Annotated in this window: 20 protein-coding genes; 6 read left to right on the plus strand and 14 right to left on the minus strand. The window is 71.5% G+C overall.

What is annotated here, in order from left to right:
• Position 1 precedes the first annotated feature (1 nt).
• The 5 genes from C2L58_RS16080 to C2L58_RS16100 form a co-directional block, all read right to left on the minus strand.
• Positions 2-1057 (minus strand): LacI family DNA-binding transcriptional regulator, encoded by a 1056-nt coding sequence (locus C2L58_RS16080; protein ID WP_103338379.1) that lies wholly within the window; start codon positions 1055-1057, stop codon positions 2-4.
• Positions 1058-1158: 101 nt separating this feature from the next.
• A complete protein-coding gene (locus tag C2L58_RS16085) occupies positions 1159-2310 on the minus strand; it encodes a 4-hydroxybenzoate 3-monooxygenase (RefSeq protein ID WP_103338380.1) in 1152 nt (383 codons plus the stop codon).
• Positions 2311-2383: 73 nt separating this feature from the next.
• The gene (locus C2L58_RS16090) at positions 2384-3136 is read right to left on the minus strand and encodes an IclR family transcriptional regulator (RefSeq protein ID WP_103338461.1); all 753 of its coding nucleotides are present in this window, start codon (positions 3134-3136) and stop codon (positions 2384-2386) included.
• A gap of 48 nt (positions 3137-3184) precedes the next feature.
• Positions 3185-4951, minus strand: coding sequence for a chitinase (locus C2L58_RS16095; protein WP_103338381.1), 1767 nt, complete (start codon positions 4949-4951; stop codon positions 3185-3187).
• A gap of 611 nt (positions 4952-5562) precedes the next feature.
• Positions 5563-6117, minus strand: coding sequence for an AAA family ATPase (locus C2L58_RS16100; RefSeq protein ID WP_103338382.1), 555 nt, complete (start codon positions 6115-6117; stop codon positions 5563-5565).
• Between the two features lie 261 nt (positions 6118-6378).
• On the opposite strand from C2L58_RS16100, the gene C2L58_RS16105 reads away from it, so the two are divergent.
• The gene (locus C2L58_RS16105) at positions 6379-6801 is read left to right on the plus strand and encodes a hypothetical protein (RefSeq protein WP_103338383.1); all 423 of its coding nucleotides are present in this window, start codon (positions 6379-6381) and stop codon (positions 6799-6801) included.
• On the opposite strand, the gene C2L58_RS16110 is transcribed toward C2L58_RS16105, so the two are convergent.
• Together C2L58_RS16110 and C2L58_RS16115 are read right to left on the minus strand one after the other, a co-directional pair.
• Positions 6779-8656: a serine/threonine-protein kinase gene (locus C2L58_RS16110; protein ID WP_103338384.1), complete on the minus strand. Its 1878-nt coding sequence runs from the start codon at positions 8654-8656 to the stop codon at positions 6779-6781. The genes C2L58_RS16105 and C2L58_RS16110 overlap by 23 nt on opposite strands.
• A complete protein-coding gene (locus tag C2L58_RS16115) occupies positions 8653-9441 on the minus strand; it encodes a hypothetical protein (protein ID WP_103338385.1) in 789 nt (262 codons plus the stop codon). The genes C2L58_RS16110 and C2L58_RS16115 overlap by 4 nt, the downstream gene beginning before the upstream one ends.
• 275 nt (positions 9442-9716) lie before the next feature.
• Here C2L58_RS16115 and C2L58_RS50460 point away from each other — a divergent pair, with 275 nt between their 5' ends.
• From C2L58_RS50460 to C2L58_RS16145, 5 genes are all read left to right on the plus strand, one after another.
• Complete coding sequence (locus C2L58_RS50460; RefSeq protein ID WP_233225752.1) at positions 9717-10421, plus strand: hypothetical protein; 705 nt, start codon at positions 9717-9719, stop codon at positions 10419-10421.
• A 78-nt stretch (positions 10422-10499) separates the two neighbouring features.
• Positions 10500-11282: an ArsR/SmtB family transcription factor gene (locus tag C2L58_RS16130; protein ID WP_103338387.1), complete on the plus strand. Its 783-nt coding sequence runs from the start codon at positions 10500-10502 to the stop codon at positions 11280-11282.
• Between the two features lie 204 nt (positions 11283-11486).
• Positions 11487-12644, plus strand: a complete 1158-nt coding sequence (locus tag C2L58_RS16135) for an EfeM/EfeO family lipoprotein (protein WP_103338388.1) — start codon at positions 11487-11489, stop codon at positions 12642-12644.
• Positions 12641-13861 carry a Dyp-type peroxidase gene (locus C2L58_RS16140; protein ID WP_103338389.1) on the plus strand — a complete coding sequence of 407 codons (1221 nt, stop codon included), beginning with the start codon at positions 12641-12643 and terminating at the stop codon, positions 13859-13861. The genes C2L58_RS16135 and C2L58_RS16140 overlap by 4 nt, the downstream gene beginning before the upstream one ends.
• A gap of 28 nt (positions 13862-13889) precedes the next feature.
• Entirely contained in the window at positions 13890-15509 is a 1620-nt protein-coding gene (locus C2L58_RS16145) for a phospholipase C (RefSeq protein ID WP_103338390.1), read from the plus strand.
• An 89-nt stretch (positions 15510-15598) separates the two neighbouring features.
• Here the strand turns inward: C2L58_RS16145 and C2L58_RS16150 are convergent, their stop codons facing one another.
• From C2L58_RS16150 to C2L58_RS16180, 7 genes are all read right to left on the minus strand, one after another.
• Positions 15599-16006 carry an ATP-binding protein gene (locus C2L58_RS16150; RefSeq protein ID WP_199191288.1) on the minus strand — a complete coding sequence of 136 codons (408 nt, stop codon included), beginning with the start codon at positions 16004-16006 and terminating at the stop codon, positions 15599-15601.
• Between the two features lie 11 nt (positions 16007-16017).
• Positions 16018-16374 (minus strand): STAS domain-containing protein, encoded by a 357-nt coding sequence (locus tag C2L58_RS16155; RefSeq protein ID WP_233225753.1) that lies wholly within the window; start codon positions 16372-16374, stop codon positions 16018-16020.
• Positions 16375-16408: 34 nt separating this feature from the next.
• Positions 16409-16849, minus strand: coding sequence for a response regulator (locus C2L58_RS16160; RefSeq protein WP_103338392.1), 441 nt, complete (start codon positions 16847-16849; stop codon positions 16409-16411).
• Entirely contained in the window at positions 16846-18483 is a 1638-nt protein-coding gene (locus C2L58_RS16165) for a sensor histidine kinase (RefSeq protein ID WP_103338393.1), read from the minus strand. The genes C2L58_RS16160 and C2L58_RS16165 overlap by 4 nt, the downstream gene beginning before the upstream one ends.
• Positions 18473-19675 carry a PP2C family protein-serine/threonine phosphatase gene (locus C2L58_RS16170; protein WP_103338394.1) on the minus strand — a complete coding sequence of 401 codons (1203 nt, stop codon included), beginning with the start codon at positions 19673-19675 and terminating at the stop codon, positions 18473-18475. The genes C2L58_RS16165 and C2L58_RS16170 overlap by 11 nt, the downstream gene beginning before the upstream one ends.
• Before the next feature lie 157 nt (positions 19676-19832).
• Entirely contained in the window at positions 19833-21170 is a 1338-nt protein-coding gene (locus tag C2L58_RS16175; protein WP_233225754.1) for a DUF2252 domain-containing protein, read from the minus strand.
• A gap of 34 nt (positions 21171-21204) precedes the next feature.
• Positions 21205-22257, minus strand: a complete 1053-nt coding sequence (locus C2L58_RS16180; protein WP_103338396.1) for a DUF6801 domain-containing protein — start codon at positions 22255-22257, stop codon at positions 21205-21207.
• Between the last annotated feature and the right edge of the window lie 42 nt (positions 22258-22299).

A 22299-nucleotide genomic window follows, 5' to 3' on the forward strand; every position in this document is an offset into this window, starting at 1 on the left:
GTCAGCGAGAGTGCTTTGTGGAGGGTCCCGCCGTGGTGGCACCCTCGTGGAGCAGGCAGGGCAGCAGCAGCTGCCGGGGTTTCGGGTTCGCCAGCAGCCCGACGAGGAGACGCACGGCGTGCACCCCCATTTCGTGGCGCGGGATGCGGAACATCGACCAGTCCGTGGCCGTGCTCGGCACCGCGTGCACCGGTGGCTGCTGCGACGGGCCGGCGTCCCCCAGCACCACGAGCGAAAGGTCCTCGGGCACCCCGAAGCCGAGGTCGTGCGCGCAGGCCAGGATGCCGTCGGCCATCGCGGAGCTTTCGACGAGCAACGCCGTGACACCCTCGTCGCGCACCTGCCGCAGCGCGAGCGCCGGGTCTTCCTCGAGGAACACCAGCGGGGTCCGCCGGTGATTGCGCGCCGCCGCCTCGTAGCCGGCGCGGCGGTCGAGCGTCGGCTCGTTCTCCTCGGTCACGCCGAGCAGCCCGATCCGGCGGTGCCCGAGCCCCCACAGCCACTTATGGACCTCACGGGTGGCCGCGACGTAGTCGGCGCCGACGTAGCTGATCGGCCCGGTCGGCGACTCGCGGCGGCCGACGAACACGAACGGGAACTGCTCGTCGACCAGCTGCGCGAGCTCCTGGGGATCGTTGTGCCGGCCCAGCAGGATCGAGCCGTCGGCGATGCGCAGCCGGTTCGTGCCGGACTCGTAGATCCGGCGGCGCCCGTCGCGGCGGCCACCGCTGGTGAACAGCAGCAGGTCGAAGCCCTGTTCTTCGGCTTCCTCCTCGATGCCGAGCAGGAACGGCCGGTAGAAGTCCGCCACCCCGGACGGGAACACCGACTCGTAGGTGAACACGCCGAGGATCCGGTTGGACTTGCCGCGCAGCCGGCGGCCCATGATGTCCACGGTGTACCCGGTTTCGCGGAGCACCTGCTGCACGCGGTCGCGGGTCTCGGGGGTGATGCGCAGGCTGTCGGAGCCGTTGAGCACCATGGACACGACGGCCTGCGAGACACCGGCCAGGCGCGCCACCTGGGCCTGCGTGACCCGGCCCGAACCCGCCGTCATCGGTGACTCCCTCCCGCCGCTGTCCGGCAGACCTTACCGGCGGCACGGTCAGCACCCCGCACTTCGTGGTGCGCACGGGCAGCTCGCGTGCCGACCCCTTGCTACAGGGGTAAGCCGGCGTAGTTCTCGGCCAGTTCGGTCTTCGCGGCCGTCGACGTCACCGTGCGGTGGAGCTGGGAGAGCTGGAGCTGGGCGTCGAAGTCGTCGCCGTGGCGGTGCAGCATCGACGTCATCCACCACGAGAAGTGCGTGCAGCGCCAGACTCGCCGCAACGCCGTCTCCGAGTACGCGTCCACGAGCCGGTCGTCGCCGCCGAACGACGCCGTCAGGGCCCGGGCCAGCAGGGCGACGTCGGCCACCGCCAGGTTCAGCCCCTTCGCCCCCGTCGGCGGCACGATGTGCGCCGCATCCCCGGCCAAGTAAAGGTTTCCGTGCCGCATCGGGGTCGTCACGAAGCTCCGCATGGGGAGCACGCTCTTCTCCGTGATCGTCCCGGTCTCCAGCGTCCACCCCGGTACGCCGAGCCGTTCGGACAGCGCCGCCCAGATCCGGTCGTCGCTCCACTGCGCGATGTCCTCGTCCGGCGCCACCTGCAGGTAGAACCGGCTCACCCGCGGCGAGCGCATGCTGTGCATCGCGAACCCGTCCGGGTGCCAGGCGTAGATCAGCTCGTCCGTGGAAGGCGCGACGTCGGCCAGCACCCCCAGCCACGCGAACGGGTAAGCCCGCTCCCAGACCCGCGGTTCCGGAACGGACGCCCGGCTCGGTCCGTGGAAGCCGTCGCAGCCGACCACGACGTCCGCCTCGATCCGCCGCGCGACGCCGGAATCGTCCACAAAGGTCACCGACGGCTGCCCGGTGACGTCGTGCAGCGTGACGTCGGCGGCCGAGTAGTACGCCGGGCGGCCCGCCTTTTCCCGCGCCGCCATCAGGTCCTTGGTCACTTCGGTCTGCCCGTAGACCGTCACCGACCGTCCGATCAGGCCGGTGAAGTCGACGTGGTGCCGGTGCTCCGGCCACTGCAGGTGGATCCCGCGGTGTTCCATGCCTTCGACGTCGAGGCGGGCGCCGAGGCCGACGTCCCGCAGGAGTTCCACGGTCCCCGCCTCGAGGATGCCGGCGCGGATGCGCGCCTGGACGTATTCCGCGGTCTGCCGTTCGAGCAGCACCGAGTCGATGCCTTCGAGACCGAGCAGGTGGGACAGCAGCAGCCCGGCCGGGCCGGCGCCGACGATGACGACTTGGGTGCGCACTGGAGGACGTCCTTTCCCGCGATCGAGCCCGAGCATGGATCGGCGGCGCCGCCCGCCACCAGTATATTCTCATTCAGTGAGAGGAATTCCCCATCGCCCGTGAGATCCCGCGCGCCGCGGCCCGCAGCGCCGGGATCTGCATGCGCGCGTTCCGGTCGTTGGGCACGATCACCGACAGCGCCGCGACGACCTCGCCGGAGGGCCCCCGCAGCGGCACGGCGATCCCCGTCGTCTCCTCGTCGATGAAACCGGCGCAGAAGGCGTACCCGTTCCGCCGGACGTCGGCGAGGAACCGGCGCAGCCGCACCGGCTCGGTCAGCGTCGTGCGGCGAAAGGCTTCCAGCGGGCCGGCCAGCACCTGTTCCTGCAGGTCGGCGGGCGCGTGGGCGAGCAGCACCAGCCCGGACGACGACGCGTGCAGCGGCAGCCGCCCGGCCACCCGCGTCACGTTGAGCGTCGCCCCGGGCGCCGAGAGCCGCTCGACGAACAGCACCTCGCGGTCCTCGAGCACCGCGAGCTGCGTGTGGTGCCCGACGACGGCGTGCAGGTCTTCCATGAACGGCATCGCCGCTTCGCGCAGCCCGAGCGTCGGCGAGGCCCGGGACGCCAGTTCCCACAGCCGGACGCCCACCCGGATCTTCCGATCGGGGTCCCGCCACAGCCAGCCGTGCCCGACCAGCTCCTCGACCAGCCGCGACGCCGTCGCGACGTGCAGGTTCGCCCCTCGCGCGATATCGGTGACACGCAACGCCGGCGCGTCCGGCCCGAACGTCTCGAAGATGCGGACCACGCGCGAGAGCACGGACTCGCCCAGTACAGGCTTCACCACGCCAGCAGTGTGCCCCACCGGAGCGGCGGGGCACACCGCCGACCGTCACGGCAGGGCGTTCAGGAACGGCTCGTGGCTGTTCTGGAACTCCCAGCCGTAGTACTTGTCCCAGTTGATCGACCACGTCATCAGCCCGCGGAAGCCGGGCGAGGTCCCGCCGCGCAGGGTGTACGAACCGCAACCGCTGCCCTTGACCAGGCAGTTCACCGCCGTCTGCACGTCGGCGGGTGAGGTGTAGCCGTTGCCCGCGCTGACGGCGGCGGGCAGCCCGATCGCGATCTGATCAGGACGCAGGCCGGGGAAGAACTGCCCGGTGTTCGCCACGCTGAAGCCGGCTTTGAGCATGTCGGTCATCGCGATGTGGAACTCGGCGCCGCCCATGTTGTGGTACTGGTTGTCGAGCCCCATGACCGGGCCGGAGTTGTAGTCCTGGACGTGCAGCACGGTGAGCGAGTCCCGCAGGGCGTGGATGACGGGCAGGTAGGCGCCGGTCCGCGCGTCACCGGCGCCGGAGCCGCCGTAGAACTGGTAGCCGACCTGCACGAAGAACGTCTCGGGCGCCATGGTGAGCACGAACCCGGAGCCGTACTTGGCCTTGAGCGTCTTCAGCGCGGAGATCAGGTTGACGATGACGGGCGTGGTCGGGTTCCGGAAGTCGGTGTCCCCGGCGTTGAGCGACAGCGAGTGGCCCTCGAAATCGACGTCGAGGCCGTTGAGCCCGTACTTGTCGATGATGCCGGAGACGGAGCTGACGAACTTGTCCCGGGCGGCGGTGGTCGTCAGCTGCACCTGGCCGTTCTGCCCGCCGATGGAGATCAGCACCTTCTTGCCCTGCGCTTGTTTGGCCTTGATCGCGGCGACGAAGTCGGCGTCGCTCTCGACGTTCGGGCATTCGGAGGCGGGGCACCGGGTGAAGCGGATGTCCCCGGAGGTGACGGAGGTCGGTTCCCCGAAGGCGAGATCGATGATGTCCCAGGCGGCGGGCACATCGGCCATCCGGACGTACCCGGACCCGTTGGCGAAGCTGGCGTGCAGGTACCCGACGAGGGCGTGCTTGGGCAGGCCGGTGTCAACGCAGCCGCTGGTACTGGCGGTGACGGTCCCACTCTTGGGCGACTCACCGGCACTGTTGTAGGCGGCGACGGTGTAGCTGTGGGTGGTGCACGCGGCGAGCCCGCTGACGATGGCACTCGTTCCGGTGACGGTGGCGACGGCGGTGCCGCCTTCGTAGACGCGGTACCCGGTGACGGTGCCGCCGCCGGCGCCCCAGCTCAGCGCGATGGAGCCGGCGGTGACGGCGGTCGCTTGTGGCGTACCGGGAGCACCGGGCGTACCAGGGGTGTTGCCACCGGGCCCATCGAGGACGACGTCATCGGCGTAGTAGGTACCGGCGCCGTACCAGCCGTGGAGGTAGAGCTGGGCGGAGGTCTGGTTGCCGGTGGTGAAGCTGAGGGAGAGCTGGTTGTAGGCGTTCGAGTTGCCGGACCAGGTCGAGGGGCCGCCGGTGACGCCGAGGTAGACGGGGTTCCCCCGCACCCAGGCGGAGACGGTGTAGGTGGTGTTGGGCTGAACGGAGACGGTCTGCGCGCACTGGGCGTAATCGGCGCCGACGGGAGTACCGGAGAGCGCGTAGCCGCCGGAGTGCACGGGCGTGCTCACGGCGGTCGCGTTGGAACAGGCCCACCCGGAGAGCGACCCGGCTTCGAAGCCGGGATTGGTGAGGAGGTTGGCGGCCTCGGCGGGGACGGCGAGCAGCCCGGAGAGCGCAAGCAGGAAGGCGGCGAGGGTGACGGACAGTCGGGAACGCCTCATCGGGTCCTCCAGTCAGGGAGAGACCCTGATTGTCTAGACCAATATGTAAATTGTCCAGACCAAAAGGAGGGTTGCGGCGGCGGTGGTAATTGTGCCGTGACGCTCGGATGCTCCCTGGCCTCCGCGGGGGGCGGCCAGGGGCCGGGGCTCGCCCGTGAGCGCTGGCGCGGGTCGCTGAGCCGCGCCGGTGGACCGCTGGCGGACTACACCAGCAGGCCGCGCCAATGGGCTGCGCCGACAAGGCCGGGCCAGCGGGCCGCTGGCGGCGGACTGCGCCAGCGGGCTGCGCCAGCCGGGCGAGCCACCGCTACCGGAGGCGTGGCACTGGCACCGGCGAGCCACGGCAGGCTACCGCCGGAAAGCCAAACCAAAGGTGAGGAGCCCACCGGCGCAAGCCCACGCCCCAGCCCCCGACCACACCCCCCTGCCGACCCGATACGCAGCCGCCTCAGCGGCCGGCACGCCGGGTCAAGGCACGCTTTCCCGCCTTGACGCGGCGTGCCGGCCGTTGAACAATCCGGCGTTCGGGTCGGTGGAAGTCAGTGAAACTCCCCAAAAGAGCGGCGACTCACCGGAAGAGCAGCACCTCGCCAAATGAACCGAAAGAGCCCTCAACACCCCACCAGAACCTTGGCCACCACCCGAGTCCGCGCCGCCCCGTCCCGATCAATCACCTGAACACTCCGCCACCCCACCGGAACCCGATCAGCCAGCAACTCCTCCCGCCACTTCCCCACCCGCCGAACATGCCGCGCGAACGACCGCGCCCGCACCACCCTCCCCCGGCTCCGCTGCCCCGCCAGAGCCTCCTCCGCCGGCACGTCAAGAAACAGCAACCGCACCGCCCGCCCACTCACCACCCCGACCAGCGCCAGCAGCACCCGAGTCGACGCCCGCGTCGAAGGCTCATGGACCACCATCGGGCCATCACCGAGCGCCCGCCCGACTATCCGCAGCCGGTGCCACGCGTGCACGACCAGCCGGTAACACCGGTACGGCACCACCGGCGGAACCACCGCCCCGAGCCGCTCCCGCACCTGGTCGGAGTCCAGCACCGGCAGCCCCGCCGCGGCGTGGCGGAGCATGGTCGTCTTGCCCGCTCCGGGCAGCCCCGCCACGACGAGCAGGTCGCGCGGGCCGAGCTCGATGACAGTGGGCTCGCTCATGTCCCGCCCAACGTCCCGGCGAAGGTAATGGTTCCTTTACCTTCAGCTCACGCACGGTAACGGACAACCATCCGTGCACCGAAGACCACCCGCCCGGAACTCTCGCTGTCACCCGCCGTGCTCGTCGCCGGAAAACCTATGCGCCGCAGGCCATCCGCGGCCGGAACCGGTTCGGGTGAAGATCGCGCCGAACCCTTCCCGGCGTCCGGAAAATCCCTATCTTCTGGAAGGGACGCTCAGTGAGAACAGGGGAAACTCGTCATGACCCAGTCGCTGGAACTTCCGGTCCAGGAATTCTGTCTCGATTGGACGCTCACGGGCGAGGAAGGCGCCCGCGTCGGGATCACCCTCTCCGGTCAGGTGGCCCTGCTGGACAACAACCGGTTCTACAAGATCGACGGCGTCGTCTACGTCACCGAGGGCGACGCCGACATCCGCGCGGTCGGCAACCCGCGGATCTCCGTGCGCCGCAACGGCGTCGAGAAGACCGGGCGCCAGTGGGGCTGGGAGATGTGCTCGGCGCGCAAGAGCCTCGGCGCGCTGAACACGATGGAGGGCTACTTCGTCCGCACCGGCTACTGGGCGCCCGCCGACCGCGCGATCCAGCTGAGCCTGTGCGCCGAACAGGGGTGGAGCCGGCGCAAGAGCTACAGCCCGCACGTCACCGTCCGGATGGTCGACTGACCACTGTGGACGCCCGGCGCCGCGCCGCCGCGACGACCAGCCCGGCCGCGACCGCACCCGCCACCGCGCACCCGGCCCCGAACCCCGGCGACGGCTCGTGCACGCGCAGCACCGTCACGCACAGCCACACCGCGGCGCCGAACAGGAGGCCCAGCACCGGCCCGCCGACCGCCGCGCCCCGCCAGCGGTGGCCGTTGCGGATCGTGCGCAGCCCCGATTCGAGGTAGGCGAGGGCGAACAGCGCCAGGATGAGGCTGCCCGCGCCCATCGCGCTGGCCAGCGGGTGCTGGCTGGTGAGCAGCGTGAACGTCTGGGTGACCGAACCGGTCCGCACGTCGGCGGTGACGGCGCCGCCGACGATCCACCGGGCGATCCCCGGCAGGGTGAGTTCGGCGGTGAAGCCGTTGCCGCCGGGTTTCGCCTCGGTGGCCGCGGACCCGAGCGGAATCCCGGCCGCGGACAGGTCGAGCGCGACGTGGCCGGGGTTGCCGGGGCCGGTCAGGACCAGCGGCTTGCTGAGATCCACCTCGACGGGCGACGTGACGGAGGCGCCCCCGAGGACCAGCGTGGAAGCTTGGTGCGGCAGCCGCGCGGGGTTGAGCAGGGCGAGCACGACGAGAACGATCGCGGCAGCTCCGGCGGCCAGCCGCAACCACACCACGACGGCTCGGGAGGCGCCGGAACCATCCGCCGCGGCGCCGGTCGCACCACCGGGCCAACCACTTGAGGCCTCGCCGCCTGGCCCACCGGACCACCCGGCGCCGGCCGCGCCACCGGGCCACCCGGCGGCGCCATCCGGCCCACCACCGGGCGAACCCGGGCCGGCCGCGCCAGCGCCCGGTCCACCGGCCCACCCCGGATCACCCACCTCGGCGGGCACTCCCACCAGCGTGGCCCCGGGCCGGGCCACCGGCCGCGTCCGGGCGTCCGCCGGCAGCGCCGGGGCGGTCGCGGAATTGAGCCCCGCGATCATCCGGGGGGTCAGGTGCAGCACCGGGACCCCGGACCGCTCCAGCCACCCCGAGCCGTACACCACCGTCGCCGCCGCGGCCAGGTCCGCCGCGAACGACTCCGCCTCGCGGTACCTCGCGTCCAGCTCGCGGGCCAGGCTGCGCATCACCACGCCGGCGATCGGGGCCGGGACCCCCGCGATCGGCTGCGGGTCGGTGAACATGTGCTGGCGCATCATGCTGATCGCGCCGCGGGTGTTGTCGAACGGCAGCCGGCCCGACAGCAGCTCGTACAGCACCGTGCCCGCCGCGTACACGTCGGCCGCCGGGCTCAGGGCGTTGCCCATGGCCTGCTCCGGGGCGATGTACGCCGGGGTTCCCAGGATCTCGCCACCGTGCGTCACCAACGTGGCGCCCTCGCTGATCACCCGGGCGATGCCGAAGTCGGCCACCTTCACCACACCCTGCGTGCTGAACAGCAGGTTCCGCGGCTTGACGTCGAGGTGCAGCACGCCCGCCCGGTGCGCCGCGTGCAGCCCGGCCAGCATCGCCAGCCCGATCGCGCACGCCTGCTCGCCGCTGACGCCGCCGCCGTGGAAGCGGCTGTGCACCGTCCCGCCGTCGAGCCGCTCCATCACCAGCAGGTGCTCGCGGCCCGTCCGCACGTAGTCGTACACCGGGACGATGTGCGGGTGGTCCAGGCTGGCGAGCACCCGCGCCTCGCGGTCGAAGAGCTCGCTGCTCGCCGCGTGGTTGAGCACGTCCCACGGCAGCTGCTTGATCGCGACGCTGCGGCCCAGCGTCCGGTGCACGCCGGCGAACACGACACCCATGCCGCCCTCGCCGATCGACTCCCCGATGTCGTACTGCGGCAGGGCGGCGACCAGCTCGGCCGGTGCGCTCATCGGGTGAATTCCTGCGTTGACGGCAGCGGGAGCTGCACCGTGGCGTCACTCTCGGTCACCGCGGGTGGCGCCGGGTGCGGGGTCAGGTAGCCGAGCAGGAACGCGATCGCCGCCGCGCCGAGCACCACCGGGATCTCGATCGCCGGCTCGGGCGGGACCAGGCGCAGCACCGACAGGCTGATCACCGCGACCAGGCCGGTGCCGAACCCGGCGGGCAGGAACCGCACGCCACGGCGCCAGCGGTTGGGTGCCAGCCGGTGCCGGGCCAGCGCCAGCAGCGCGGTCACCCAGGCGAGGATGGTCAGCACCAGCATCGCCAGGCCGAAGACGCCGTAGACCGACCAGAAGGAGCCCCGGACGTCGGCGACCGTCGTCGCCTCGCCGAGCGTGCCGCGCCCGGCGTCGAGCAGCTCGACCGACGACGGCAGCAGCCCGGTCGCCTGCCCGGCCAGGTCACCGAGGTCGAGGACGAACGTCCGGGACACCGAGCCGCGGGCCGGCACTTCGAAGGGCGCTGTCGTGTCGTAGGCGAAGAACGTCAGCGCGAGCGCGACGCCCGAGAGCCGCACGCTGCGGACCTTCACCGGCGCGTTGCCGGGGTTGGTCGCCACGACCTGCAGTTCGACCTGGTTCGCCGGATCGATCGGGACCGTGGCGTCCTCGATCGGCCGCTTGTCGATCGACACCTGCAACCGGAGCGAGCCGGAGGCGGCCGAGGCGGGTGGGGCGCCCAGCAGCACCGCGCACAAACCCAACGCAACCCCCGCCGCGATGACACGTCCCATTGGGCATCCCCTACTTGCGTTATCCGACTGGTCCGGAATGCTACAGCGAGCACACACCGGGGAGGGACGTCCCAATGCGATTCGTGGTTCGGCTGGTTTTCGGCGCCGTGGCCGGAACGTTGCTTCTGCTCGCGGGAGCGGGCACGGCGAACGCACAATACACATCGTCGGTTGGTTTGAAACCGTCGAGCGGCCAGGCCGGAAGTTCCTTCACCATTTCCTGGAATTTCTACCCGTGCAAAGGGCCGGTCACCTTTTCCTGGAACGGCACGCCGATGTGGTCGGCGAACGCCACCCTCGACCAGACGAGCGGCACGGTCGCGGCGACCGTGCCCGGCGGCGCCGCGGCCGGCACCTACCCGGTCACCGGCACGTGCACCAACGCCCGGACCGGCGGCCCGCTCAGCGCGGCGAGCCGGTTCACCGTGACCGCGTCGCCCACCCCCACGCCCCCGCCGCCCACCACGACCACGCCGCCCCCGCCGGTGACCACGCCCCCGGCCCGGCCGGGGACCCCGACCGCGGGCAAGCCGACGACCACCCCCGCTCCGCCGACGCCGGCCACGAGCGCGACGCCGCCGACGACAACCCCGGAAACCCCGCCGGCCACGCCCGGCACCCCCACGACGTCCGGCACCGCGCCGAAGCCCGGCGACCTGGTGCTCGACCGGCCGAGCATCAAGCCCGGCGAGCCGCTCTCGGCGTCCGGGACCGGCTGCCTGCCGAGCCGGATGGTGACACTGATGTCGGACGGCACCGAGGTCGGCAGCGCCTACACCGACGGCTCCGGCGCCTTCACCGCGCCCGTCGAGTTCACCCGCATCGAGGCCGGGCGGCACACCGTCGTCGCCGAGTGCGGCGTGCGGCTGACCGGTGCCGTCGACCAGGTCGTGACCCGCTCCTCCGGCGGGCAGACCGGCACGCTGGTCATCCTCGTGTTCTTCGTCCTCGCCGGCATCACGGTGATCCGCTTCCGGTGAGCCCCGGTTGACATGCACCCGTCCGGCTGCCTATCGTCAAAGGGCAGCCGGACGGCTGCATGTCAACCGGAAGGCGCGATGGACGAGGTCTTCAAGGCGCTGGCCGATCCCAGCCGCCGGCAGCTGCTGGACGTGCTCAACGACCGCAACGGCCAGACCCTGCGCGAACTGTGCGCGGGCCTGGACATGGCCCGCCAGTCGGTGAGCAAGCACTTGGCCGTGCTCGAGGCGGCCGGGCTGATCACCACCACCTGGCGCGGCCGCGAAAAGCTGCACCACCTCGACGCAGGCCCGATCAACGCGATCGCCGAGCGCTGGATGACCCGCTACGACCGGCGGCGGGCCGGCGCGCTGGCCGATCTCAAACGAGCACTGGAGTCCGCACCGATGAACGATTTCGCCTACACCACCTACATCGACACCACCCCGGAGAAACTCTGGCAAGCGCTTACCGATCCGGCGTTCACGAGCCGGTATTGGGGCGTCTCCTTCGAAACCGACTGGAAAAAGGGCTCGCCGATGACGTGGGCCGAACGGGGTGCGAAAACGAGCGATCCCGAGCAGGTCGTGCTCGAATGGGAACCCCACCGGCGGCTGTCCTACACCTGGCACACCTTCACCGCGGAGTGGGCGAAAGCCAACGGCATCAACGAAGAAACGCTGGGAAAACTGCAGCGGGAAAGCCGCAGCAAAGTCACGTTCACCATCGAACCGCACGGGAAATTGGTGAAGCTGACCGTGCTCCACGACGGTTTCGACGCCGGCAGCACGACGCTGGAGATGTGCAGCCAGGGCTGGCCCGCGCTGCTGTCCAGCCTGAAGACGCTGCTGGAGACCGGTTCACCGCTGCCGCAACCCTGACCAACCGGGCTATTTTCCCGAACCAGACAGATCTGGCACGCTGATACGTCTGAATCCTCCCCGTTTCGTGGGCGCCCGGCTGAAGTCCGGGTGAATTTCGCCCGCTCGACGTCATCCGATGCGGTTTTCCGGGCGTTAGGCTCGCATAATCCGTGACCGGTGATGGTCCGATCGAGTGACGGGAGAGTGCGCGTGCCGGGGTCAGTGCGTACCCGCTGGATCGTGGTGGCCGTGGTCGTGGCCGCCGCGGCGGGCGCCGTCGTGGCGTTCTGGCCGGGCGACGCGGCCGCCGTCGACCCCGAGATCGCGGTCTCGCGCTCGGCGTGCGGCACCGGCTGGACGGATCCGAAGCCCGGACCGCAGACGTTCCGCCTGCACAACACCGGATCGGTGACGGCCGAGGTCGACCTGATCGACCCGGCCACCGGCGTGATCTACGGCGAGGTCGAGGGCCTCGGCGCGGCGACGACCCGGCCGTTGCAGGTCAACCTGGGCAACGGCAGCTACGCGTTCCGCTGCCTGCCCGAGGACGCGGGGGCGATCGTCGGGCCGGCCGTGCGGATCACCGGCGGCGCCGAGCGGACCGGGCCGGGCGTCGCCCCGGTGACGCACGACGACCTGCTCGGCCCGCTCAAGGCCTACCAGGAGCACGTCTCGACGGGGCTGGGCGAGCTGGTCGCGGACACGGCCGCGCTGAAGAACACCGTCCACGGCGGCGACCGTGCGGCGAGCCAGGCGGCGTGGCTGACCGCCCACCTGGCGTACGAGCGGCTGGGCGCGGCCTACGACGCGTTCGGCGACTCCGACGGCGCGCTCAACGGCACGGCCGACGGCCTGCCGGGCGGCCCGGCCGACCCCGGTTTCACCGGCTTCCACCGCCTGGAGCAGGGCCTTTGGCACGGCGAGGACCCGGTCGCGCTCGCCGCCGTCGCCGACCGGCTCGACACCGACGCCCGCGCGCTGCAGACGTCCTTCGCCGACAGCCAGGTCGACGGGAACGACCTCGGGCTGCGCGCGCACGAGATCATGGAGAACACGCTGCAGTTCGAACTGACCGCCCGCACCGACTACGGCAGCGGCACCAACCTCGCCACGGCCCGCGCGAACCTCGATGGCACCCGCGCGGTCCTGGACGTCCTGCGGCCGCTGCTGACGCCGCGTTACCCGGCGCTGTCCAAGGTGGACAGCTGGCTCGACCGCACGCAGAAAGCGCTGGACGCGGCCCACCGCCCGGACGGCACCTGGCTCCGGCCGGCGGACCTGAGCCGGCAGCAGCGGCAGAAGCTCGATGCGGACGTGAGCGAGCTGACCGAGCTGCTGGCCCCGATCGCGGCGATCGCCGAGCCGAGGAGGGTCTCGTGACGAACTCGCCGCACGGCGCCGGTTCCGGGCTCCCCCGCCGGTCCTTCCTCCGCCGGGCCGCGATGGGCGCCGGGCTCACCGTGGCCGCCGGAGCCGGGCTCGGTGCTTCCTCCGCGACCGTCCCCGACGGCACCTCGCCCGTTCCCTTCCACGGCCCCCACCAGGCCGCCATCCTCCGCAAACCGCCGGCGCAGACCATCGTCGCCTCCTTCGACGCCGTCGCCGAGTCCAAGGCCGAGCTCACCGAGCTCTTCCGCGCCGTCACCGACCGGGCCCGGTTCCTCACCGCCGGCGGGGCGCCCGCCGCGCTCGGGATCACCGCGCCGCCCGCCGACTCCGGCGTCCTCGGGCCCGTCGTGCCCGGCAGCGACCTCGGCGTCATCCTCGGCGTGGGCGCGAGCCTGTTCGACGACCGGTACGGGCTCGCGAACCTCAAGCCCGCCAAGCTGAAGCCGATGACGACGTTCCCCGACGACGCCCTCGACCCCGCCCAGTGCCACGGCGACTTGAGCCTGATCCTCTCCGCGAACGACACCGACACCGTCCTGCACGCCCTGCGGGACATCGCGCGCGCCACGCGCGGGGGCATGCAGCTGCGCTGGAAGCTCAACGGCTTCTGCTCGCCACCCCGGCCCGAAGGCACACCACGCAACCTGATGGGCTTCAAGGACGGCACCGCCAACCCTACCGGCTCCGAAGTGGACAGTCTGGTGTGGACGCCGGGCGAGCCCGCGTGGACCGCCGGTGGCAGCTACCAGGTCGTCCGGCTGATCCGGATGCTGGTGGAGTTCTGGGACCGCGTTTCGCTGGCCGAGCAGGAGAACATGTTCGGCCGCCGCCGCGACACCGGTGCCCCGCTCGACGGCACCGCGGAGACCGACGTCCCCCGGTACGCCGACGACCCGGTCGGCACCGTCATCCCGCTGACCAGCCACATCCGGAAGGCGAACCCGCGCACGCCGGAGACCGACGCGAGCCGGATCCTGCGCCGCGCGGTGAACTACGACCGCGGCGTCGACAGCAACGGCAACCTGGACATGGGTCTCCTCTTCGTCTGCTACCAGCAGGACCTGGAGCGCCAGTTCGAGGCCGTCCAGACGCGCCTGGCCGGCGAACCCCTGACCGACTACATCTCCCCGTTCGGCGGCGGCTACTTCTTCGCGCTGCCGGGCGTCACCGGCCCGGACGACCACTTCGGGCGCTCCCTGCTCGCGTAAGCGAAGCCCACCACGAAAGGAATCCACTGTGGACAGAAAGACCCGCCGGCGACGGCGCGGCCTGCTCGGCGCCGGGGCCCTCGCCTCGGTCGCCACGCTGGCCGTCGTCACCGGCTCCGCGGCGACCACCGCGGAGGCCCAGCCGTTGAACCTGTTCCCCGCGCACTGGATCCCGACGTCGACGCCGATCAAGCACGTCGTCGTCATCTTCGGCGAGAACATCTCGTTCGACCACTACTTCGGCACCTACCCGGACGCGGCCAACACCGACGGCACGCCGTTCACCGCCGCGCACGGCACCCCGAAGGTCAACGGCCTGGACCACAAGCTGCTGACCGACAACCCCAACGCCTACAACCCGAAGCGGCTCACGCCCCAGCAGGCGATGACCTGCGACCAGAACCACAACTACGGCGCCGAGCAGGCCGCGTTCAACGGCGGCAAGATGGACAAGTTCGTCGAGAAGACCGAGACGGACAAGTGCACCGGGCAGCCGATCCTGTTCGGCGAGCCGGGCCTGGTCATGGACTACTACGACGGCAACACCGTCACCGGCATGTGGAACTACGCCCAGCACTACGCACTGAACGACAACTCGTTCAACACGGTGTTCGGCCCGTCCACGCCGGGTGCGCTCAACCTCATCTCGGGGCAGACGCACGGCGGCCAGGCGGTCGACCCGGTGACGCACGAGCCGGTCAGCGACGCGTACGCGGTCCAGTCGCCGGACGCGAACGGCGTCGGCACGATCATCAACGACCCCGACCCGGCGTGGGACGACTGCTCGGGCAAGAACCACACGAGCAAGGACAACCTGGCCACGATGCAGGGCCGCAACATCGGTGACCTGCTCAACCAGCGGCGGGTCACCTGGGGCTGGTTCCAGGGCGGCTTCCGCCCGACGGACACGGCCAACGGGTACGCGGTCTGCGGCCAGAAGCACACGAACGTCGGCGGCAACGCGGTCGTCGACTACAGCCCGCACCACGAGCCGTTCCAGTACTACCCGTCGACGGCGAACCCGAAGCACCTCCCGCCCTCGTCGGTGCGGGCGATCGGCCAGACCGACCGCGCGAACCACCAGTACGACATTTCCGACTTCGACGACGCGCTGCAGGCCGGCTCGATGCCCGCGGTGAGCTTCCTGAAGGCGCCGGAGTACCAGGACGGCCACGCGGGTTACTCGGACCCGCTGGACGAGCAGCAGTTCGTGGTGAGCGAGATCAACAAGATCCAGCAGTCCCCGGACTGGAAGTCGACGGCGATCGTGCTGGCGTACGACGACTCGGACGGCTGGTACGACCACCAGAAGTCCCCGATCGTCAACGGCTCGCACGACGCCGCGCAGGACCAGGCGGTCTGCACGGCCAAGCCGGCGACGGTGGGCACGTACGCCGACCGCTGCGGCTACGGCCCGCGGCTGCCGCTGCTGGTGGTTTCGCCGTTCAGCAAGGTGAACCACGTCGACCACACGCTCACGGACCAGACCTCGGTGCTGAAGTTCATCGAGGACAACTGGTTCACCGGCCGCATCGGCGACTCGTCGTTCGACACGCGCGCCAATTCGCTCACCGGGATGTTCGACTTCTGGTGGCCGAAGGCCCGGAAGGTCACCCTCGACCCGAAGACCGGAGCCGTCGTCAAGTAGCAACTGGTCTGCCGCGGCTGTCGTGAGTGGTAAAGCGGGTTCTAACCCTCCTTACCACTCACGACCTGCCGCGGCAGGCTTGATCGGTGTCAGGGCTTGACGGATTCCAGGTCCCAGGTCAGCGTCACCACGGTCCCCCGCTCGCCCGAGGTGATGTCCGCGCGGTCGGCGCTCGCCCGCAGCAGCAGCAACCCGCGGCCGCGCAAGGAAACCGGCCGGGGGTCGGGCATCGGGAGCCGCCACTGGCCGTGGTCGGTGATCACCACTTCGAGCCGGCCGGGGTAGGTCGCCGCGTCGACGTCCACCACTCCGGGCTCGCCGCCGTCGTAGGCGTGGTCGGCCACGTTCGCCAGCGCTTCGTAACTGGCCAGCACGATGTCGCGCGCCCGGGCCTCGCCGACCCCCGCCGCCAGCACCCAGTCCATCAGGTCGTGCCGCAGGCGGCGGAGGGCGCCGGGGGCCGCGGGCACGCCGTGGCGGCGGAACGGTTCCGGCATCCGCGCCCCCCTCACCGGAGTGCTTCGTCGACGGTCGGGTGGACACCGATCCACGTGTCGAGCCCGGTCGTCTTCAGCGGGCCCGACGTCACCGGGGAATCACTCACCACGCACAACGCGCGCTCGGCCAGCCTGCGGTGGGCCGCCGCGAGCACCTGCAGCCCCGCCGAGCAGAAGAACGTCACCTCGCGCAGATCGACCACCAGCTTCTCCGGCCCGCGGGCCAGCACCACGTCGACGACTTCCCCGAACTCCGGCGCGCTGACCAGGTCGATCTCTCCCGCGACGGCCAGCACCGCAGCCCGGCCCCGCCAGTCGAGCGTCACCGCCAGCTCGGTGGCGGGCAGATCCGGCATCGAAGGGGTCACGGCGTCCCATGGTGCCCGACTCCCCGCCAATCGGCTACCGGTGCGGGAGTTGCACGACGGTGACCCAGAAGTCGTCGATCTTCCGGACCACCTCGACGAACTTCTCGAAGTCGACCGGCTTGGTGACGTAGGCGTTGGCGTGCAGTTCGTAGCTGCGCAGAATGTCCTCTTCCGCTTCGGACGTGGTCAGCACGACCACCGGGATCGTGCGCAGGCCGGGGTCCTGCTTGATCTCGCCGAGCAGTTCCCGGCCGTCCTTGCGGGGCAGGTTGAGGTCGAGCAGGATCAGCCCCGGCCGCGGCGCCGCGCCGAACGGCCCTTCGCGCTTCAGGAACCGCAGCGCTTCGACGCCGTCCTCCGCGACGTGCAGCGGGTTGCGGATCTTGTGGTGCGCGAACGCTTCCCGGGTCATCAGCACGTCACCGGGGTCGTCCTCGACGAGCAGGATGTCGATCGGGACCGGCGCCTGGGTCATGCGGTCCCCTCGAGTTCGTGGGCCTTGCTTTCGTCAGCCTTGTTTTCGTCGGCCTTGTCTTCGTCGGCCACAGCCTCGAGCGCCGGGTCCTCGCGCACCGGCAGGGTGAAGCGGAACGTGGTGTCCGCGGCCTCGGTGTCGAGCCAGATCCGGCCACCGTGGTACTCGACGATCCGGCGGCACAGGGCCAGCCCGATCCCGGTGCCCGGGTACGCCGACCGCGTGTGCAGCCGCTGGAACAGCGCGAACACCCGCTCGGCGTACTCCGCGTCGATGCCGATCCCGTTGTCCGCCACGGAGAACACCCACTCGTCGCCGTCGCGCTCGGCGGTGACCCGGACTTCCGGCGGAGAGTCGCCCTTGAACTTCAGCGCGTTGCCGATGAGGTTCTGGAACACCGCCGTCATCAGGGCCGGCTCGACGCGCACCTCGGGCAGGTCGCCGCGGGAGACCTTGCCGCCGCTGAGCGAGAGGGCGACCTCCAGGTTCGCGATCGCGTCGTCGGCCAGCGCACCCGCGTCCGCGACGACGTGCTCGCCCGGCTTCCGGCCGACCCGGGAGAAGGCCAGCAGGTCGTTGATCAGGATCTGCATCCGCTTCGCGCCGTCGACGGCGTACTCGATGTACTGCTCGCCGCGCTCGTCGAGCAGGCCCTGGTACCGCCGCTGGAGCAGCTGGCAGAAGCTGGCCACCTTCCGCAGCGGCTCCTGCAGGTCGTGCGAAGCGACGTAGGCGAACTGCTCCAGGTCGGCGTTGGACCGCTCCAGCTCGCGGGTGCGCCGGTCGAGCATGGCGTTGGACCGCTCCGCCTCCCGCGTGCGCCGGTCCAGCAGGGCGTGCGCCTGCTCGAGCTCGGCGACCTCGTCGAGGATGCGCTGCCGCATCGCCTCGACGTCGGCGCCGAGCTGGGCGATCTCGCGCGGCCCGGTCCCGTGCACCGGGCTGTGGACGTCCGCGTCGGCGACCCGGCGGACCTCGCCGGCCAGCCGCAGGATCGGCCGGGTGACGACCTGCCGCAGCCCGAAGAACAGCATCGCGAACAGCAGCAGGACGAGCACGGCGACGGCCACGAACATCGCGTTCAGGAAGCGCGCCGCCGCGTCCAGGTCGGCGCGGCCGGTGTCCCGGATCGCGGCCAGGTGGTCGAGCTGGGCGTCGAGCGCCCGGCGCACGTCGACGAACAGCGCCCGGCCGCGCTCGACCTGGTCCGCGGTGACCGGTGGCGCGTCGGGGGCGATGGTCGGCGCGGCCGCGGCCTGCCAGGTGCCGGCCGCCCGCAGCACGGCTTCGAGGTCGTCGCCGATCCCGGTGCCCGGCGCCGCGCCGAGCTGCCGCAGCTGGGTGACCGCGTCGGCCTGCGACCGGACCCCGTCGGTGTAGGGCACCAAGAACGCCGGCTGGCGGCCGAGCTGGTAGCCGCGGACCCCGCTCTCCTGGTTCAGCAGCGCGGTGGACAGCTGGATCGCGGCCAGGCGCTGGGGCGCGATCACGTCGAGCAGCCGGGTGCGGGCCCCGGTGAGACTGTGCAGCGCGAAGCCGCCGGCGACCAGCGCGGCCACCAGCAGCACGGCCTCGACGGCGGCGAGCAGCGCCAGCCGGCGGCGGATCGGCCAGCCGCGTGCGTCAACGCTCATGGGCCTCGGCTTCCGGGTCGTGGCTGAGCAGGGCGAGGGCGACGTCGTCGTCGAGCGGGCCGGCGTTGAGCCGTTCGGCGCGGGCGATCAGCTCGTCGAGCAGTTCCCGGTGGTGCAGCCCGGTCTGGTGCTTGATGTCGAGCACCAGCGCGGCCATCCGCTCGTGGCCCAGCCGTTCGGAGCCGGCGCCGACGCGGCCCTCGAACACGCCGTCGGTGTACAGCAGCAGCGACCACCCCGGCTCCAGCGGCACTTCCAGCGAGTCCCACTTGGCGCCCTCGACGACGCCGAGCGGGACGCCGAGGCGCTCGCCCGAGAGCAGGTGCCCGTCGCCGGGGGTGAGCAGCAGCGGCGGCAGGTGCCCGGCCAGCGACAGGCGCAGGGATCTTCGGTCCGGCGCGACGACGACCATGCAGACGGTGGCGAACAGCGGCTCGATCCGCTCGTGCACCAGGACCCGCTCGACCATGCTCAGCACGTCGGGCATCGGCAGGCCGGCCATCACGAGCGAGCGCCACGCGATCCGCAGCGCGACGCCGAGCGCGGCTTCGTCCGGGCCGTGGCCGCAGACGTCGCCGATCATCATGTGGACCGTGCCGTCGTCGAGCTCGATCGCGTCGTAGAAGTCGCCGCCGAGCAGGGACCCGTTGCGGCCGGGCCGGTAGCGGGCGGCGAGGTCGAGGTGGGGGTCGCGCAGCAGCGGGCTGGGCAGCAGGCCGCGTTCGAGCCGCGCGTTCTCCCGCGCGAGCAGCTGCTGCTGGAGGAACTGCTGCTCAACCTGCTCGGCGCGCTTGCGTTCGCGGGCGAAGCGCAGCGCCTTCACCAGCAGCGGGCCGTCGACCTGGTCCTTGACGAGGTAGTCCTGCGCGCCGGCGGCGACCGCGGCGACCCCGGTGGCCTGGTCGTGCTGGCCGGTCAGGACGACCACCGCGACCCCCGGCGCGTGCTGCCCGAGCTTGGTCAGCCCGCTCAGCCCCATCGCGTCGGGCAGCTGCAGGTCGAGCACGACGCAGTCGGCGGTGAGCGGGCCGTCGAGCGCGGCGGTGAGCGTTTGGACGCGCTCCAGCACGTACGGCACGGACGTGTCCGCCAGCATCTCCTCGACCAGCAGCGCGTCGCCGTCGTCGTCCTCGATCAGGAGCACCCGCAGGCGCGTGCGGGGATCCCACGATGAGTCGAGCGCGGCGGTCACCGGCGTCTCCCGTTCGGCTGCTCTTGAGCCAGCAATCCAGACGATCAACCCTAGCGGCACCGGTGACGGCCGCCTACAGCGGTGAAACCGGTCCCATCGGGGTAGCGTTTTATAGCACCCCGATGTGACACCGCGTCGATAACGGTTCGGCTGGCGCTCAGAACAGGGGGCGGCCGCTGTTCTTGGCGGTGACGTACGCCTGCCAGTCGCGGGTCACCTGGTCGGCGTAGCTCGTCGCGAAGGCGCGCGTTTCGGCCTGCAACCCGGAGACGCTCGTGATGGCGCCGTCGATCGCCGCGTCCGCCGAGTACGCGAGCCCGGTGCCGGGGATGTCCTGGTCGGCGCGGGAATGCGCGGCGGCCAGCAGGCGTCCGACGTCGCGGACGGTGTCGTCCCAGATCGCCGACGTCGTCAGGTCGCCGATCTTCAGGTCCTCGGCGAACGGGGACTTCTCCTTCACCAGCACCGGCGTGCTCCCGACGCTCGCCCACCCGGCCAGCGGGTCCGACTCGTTCGCCAGCCAGCGCAGGGCCAGCGCCGGGCGCTGGCCGCCGGTGAGGGTCGTGACGTTCGGCGCGAGCGGCTTCGGTGCCGGGTCGACCTCCTGCTTCAGCTCGAGGATCCGGTCGTCCGACGCCGAGGTCGTGTCGCCCTCGACGAGCACGTACCAGCGGAAGCGGCCCAGGCTGCCGGTGCCCGCGCCGGTCCGCCGCCGGACGTCCTTCACGACGGCCTCGGCCGCGGACAGCGGCTCGCCCGCGGTGGTCCGGTACGCCGCGATCGCGTCGGCGAGCTGGGTCCGCGTCGCCGCCGGGACGGCCTGGAGCTGCGGGTCGTCCTTGAAGTGGCCGCCGGTGGTCCACTTCGCGAGCAGGTCGGCCCGCTTGTCCGCCGCCGCGTCGTCGATAAGCGAGGCGACCAGGTCGGAGGTGTTGCCCGACGTCAGCCGCCAGCTCGCTTCGTCGTTGTTCCCGTGGAACTTCGCGATCCACTGGGCGTACTCGGCGACGAAGGTGTCGACGTCGGTGGCGATCTTGCTCGCGCTGCGGCCGTCCGCCCGCCCGGCGAGCACGATCGACACGGCTTCGCGGCGCAGTTCCCACGTCCACGACCCGCGCCAGGCGTCGTCGGTGTCGGTGAGCGCGAACTGCTCTTCGTTGTCGGCCCCGCGGTCGGCGCCGGTGTTCTCCAGGTGGGCGTCACCGGTCAGCCACACGTCGGCGCCCGCGGTGGCGTAGGCGGACGCCGGCAGTTCGCCCAGGTCGCGGTAGTAGAGCGGCGAAGTGCCCCGGAAGAACGTCCACGCGTTCGACGCCAGTGCCTGCGTCCGCAGCGTCAGCTCGTCGTCGGTCGCGCCGGCGTCGAGGACGTGCAGCGCGTGGTCCCGGTCGTAGATCACCGCCACCGGGTCCCGGCTCAGGCCGGCCGCCTCCCCGGGCGCGGCGGTGGCGATGAGCGTGACAACGACCAGAGTCCCCACAGTGGTTCGGCGCATTCCCCCACGTATACCCGGGTCGGGTGAGCGGTAGTCAGCGCGCAGTCAACGTCAGGGCGAACGTGTTCCCCTCGCCCTGCACCAGCGAACTCAGGGACGCGGTGAACACGCCGCAGCCGGTCAGCGGCGGGATCGCGTAGGTGCCGGTGACCGGACCGCCCGTGGCCAGGGCGAAGCCGGTGCCGGTCCGCAGGTCGACCGGGACGGCCGCGCTCGCCCGGCAGCCCGCGTCGGCGACCGGCAGCCCGAAGAGCGTCACCTGCGGCAAGGTCAGCGCCAGCTTCGCGTGCGCGACGAACCCGCCGTCACGCAGTTCGCCGGTCTGCGGGCCGTCCGGGGTGAACTGCAGGTCGGCCGTCCCGGGCACGAACCCGAGCACCTTGAACTCCGCCCGCGTCCGGTCGAACGCCGGGCCGAACGCCGGCACGGCGAACGACCCGGTCATCGGCGCGGTCGCCCCCAGCGTCTTCAGCGTCGTCGAGCCGGTCACGCCGTAGTCGTGGGAAGCCGTGCCGCCCAGGTCGAACGAAAGCAGCACCGGGTCCTGCCCCGGGTCGAGCGTGCAGTCCGAGGTGAACGAGCCGAGCCCGGTGGACGAGCCGTCCGCCTTCTTCGGCGTGAGGCGGGTGCTGAAGTTCCCGATCGTCAGCGTCGTCCGGCCGGCGTTCGGCAGCTGGACCGGCGGGACCGAGCCGGACGCGTTCGTGGTGAACGGCCCCGACGCCGGCACCGCTGTCTTCGCCACCGTCAGCGGCAGGCTCAGCGGGAGCGTCAGCGGGCCGTTGGCCAGCGTCACCCCTGCGGACGCCGTCCCTTCGATGCTCGCCGCGCCGACCAGGGCCAGGCCGCGGGTGGACTTGTCCGGCACGGTTACCGCCACCGCGAGGTCCCCGGTCGTGAACGTGCCACCGGGCGCGGACGGCACCGTGAACGACGCCTTGATCTCCACGTCCAGCTTCTGCAGCCCGATCAACGGGAACGGGCAGGTGAAACCCAGCTTCTTGGCGATCGGCGTCGACGCCGCCGCGGGCGTGGTGACGGCGAGAGCGAGCACGCAGGCGGCGAGCAACGACCGGGCGATCCGCACGGGCGCTCCCCTTTCTCGAGACGTGGCACCGGCCCCCGCCGC

Source organism: Amycolatopsis sp. CA-126428, from assembly GCF_002904335.1.
GTDB lineage: Bacteria > Actinomycetota > Actinomycetes > Mycobacteriales > Pseudonocardiaceae > Amycolatopsis.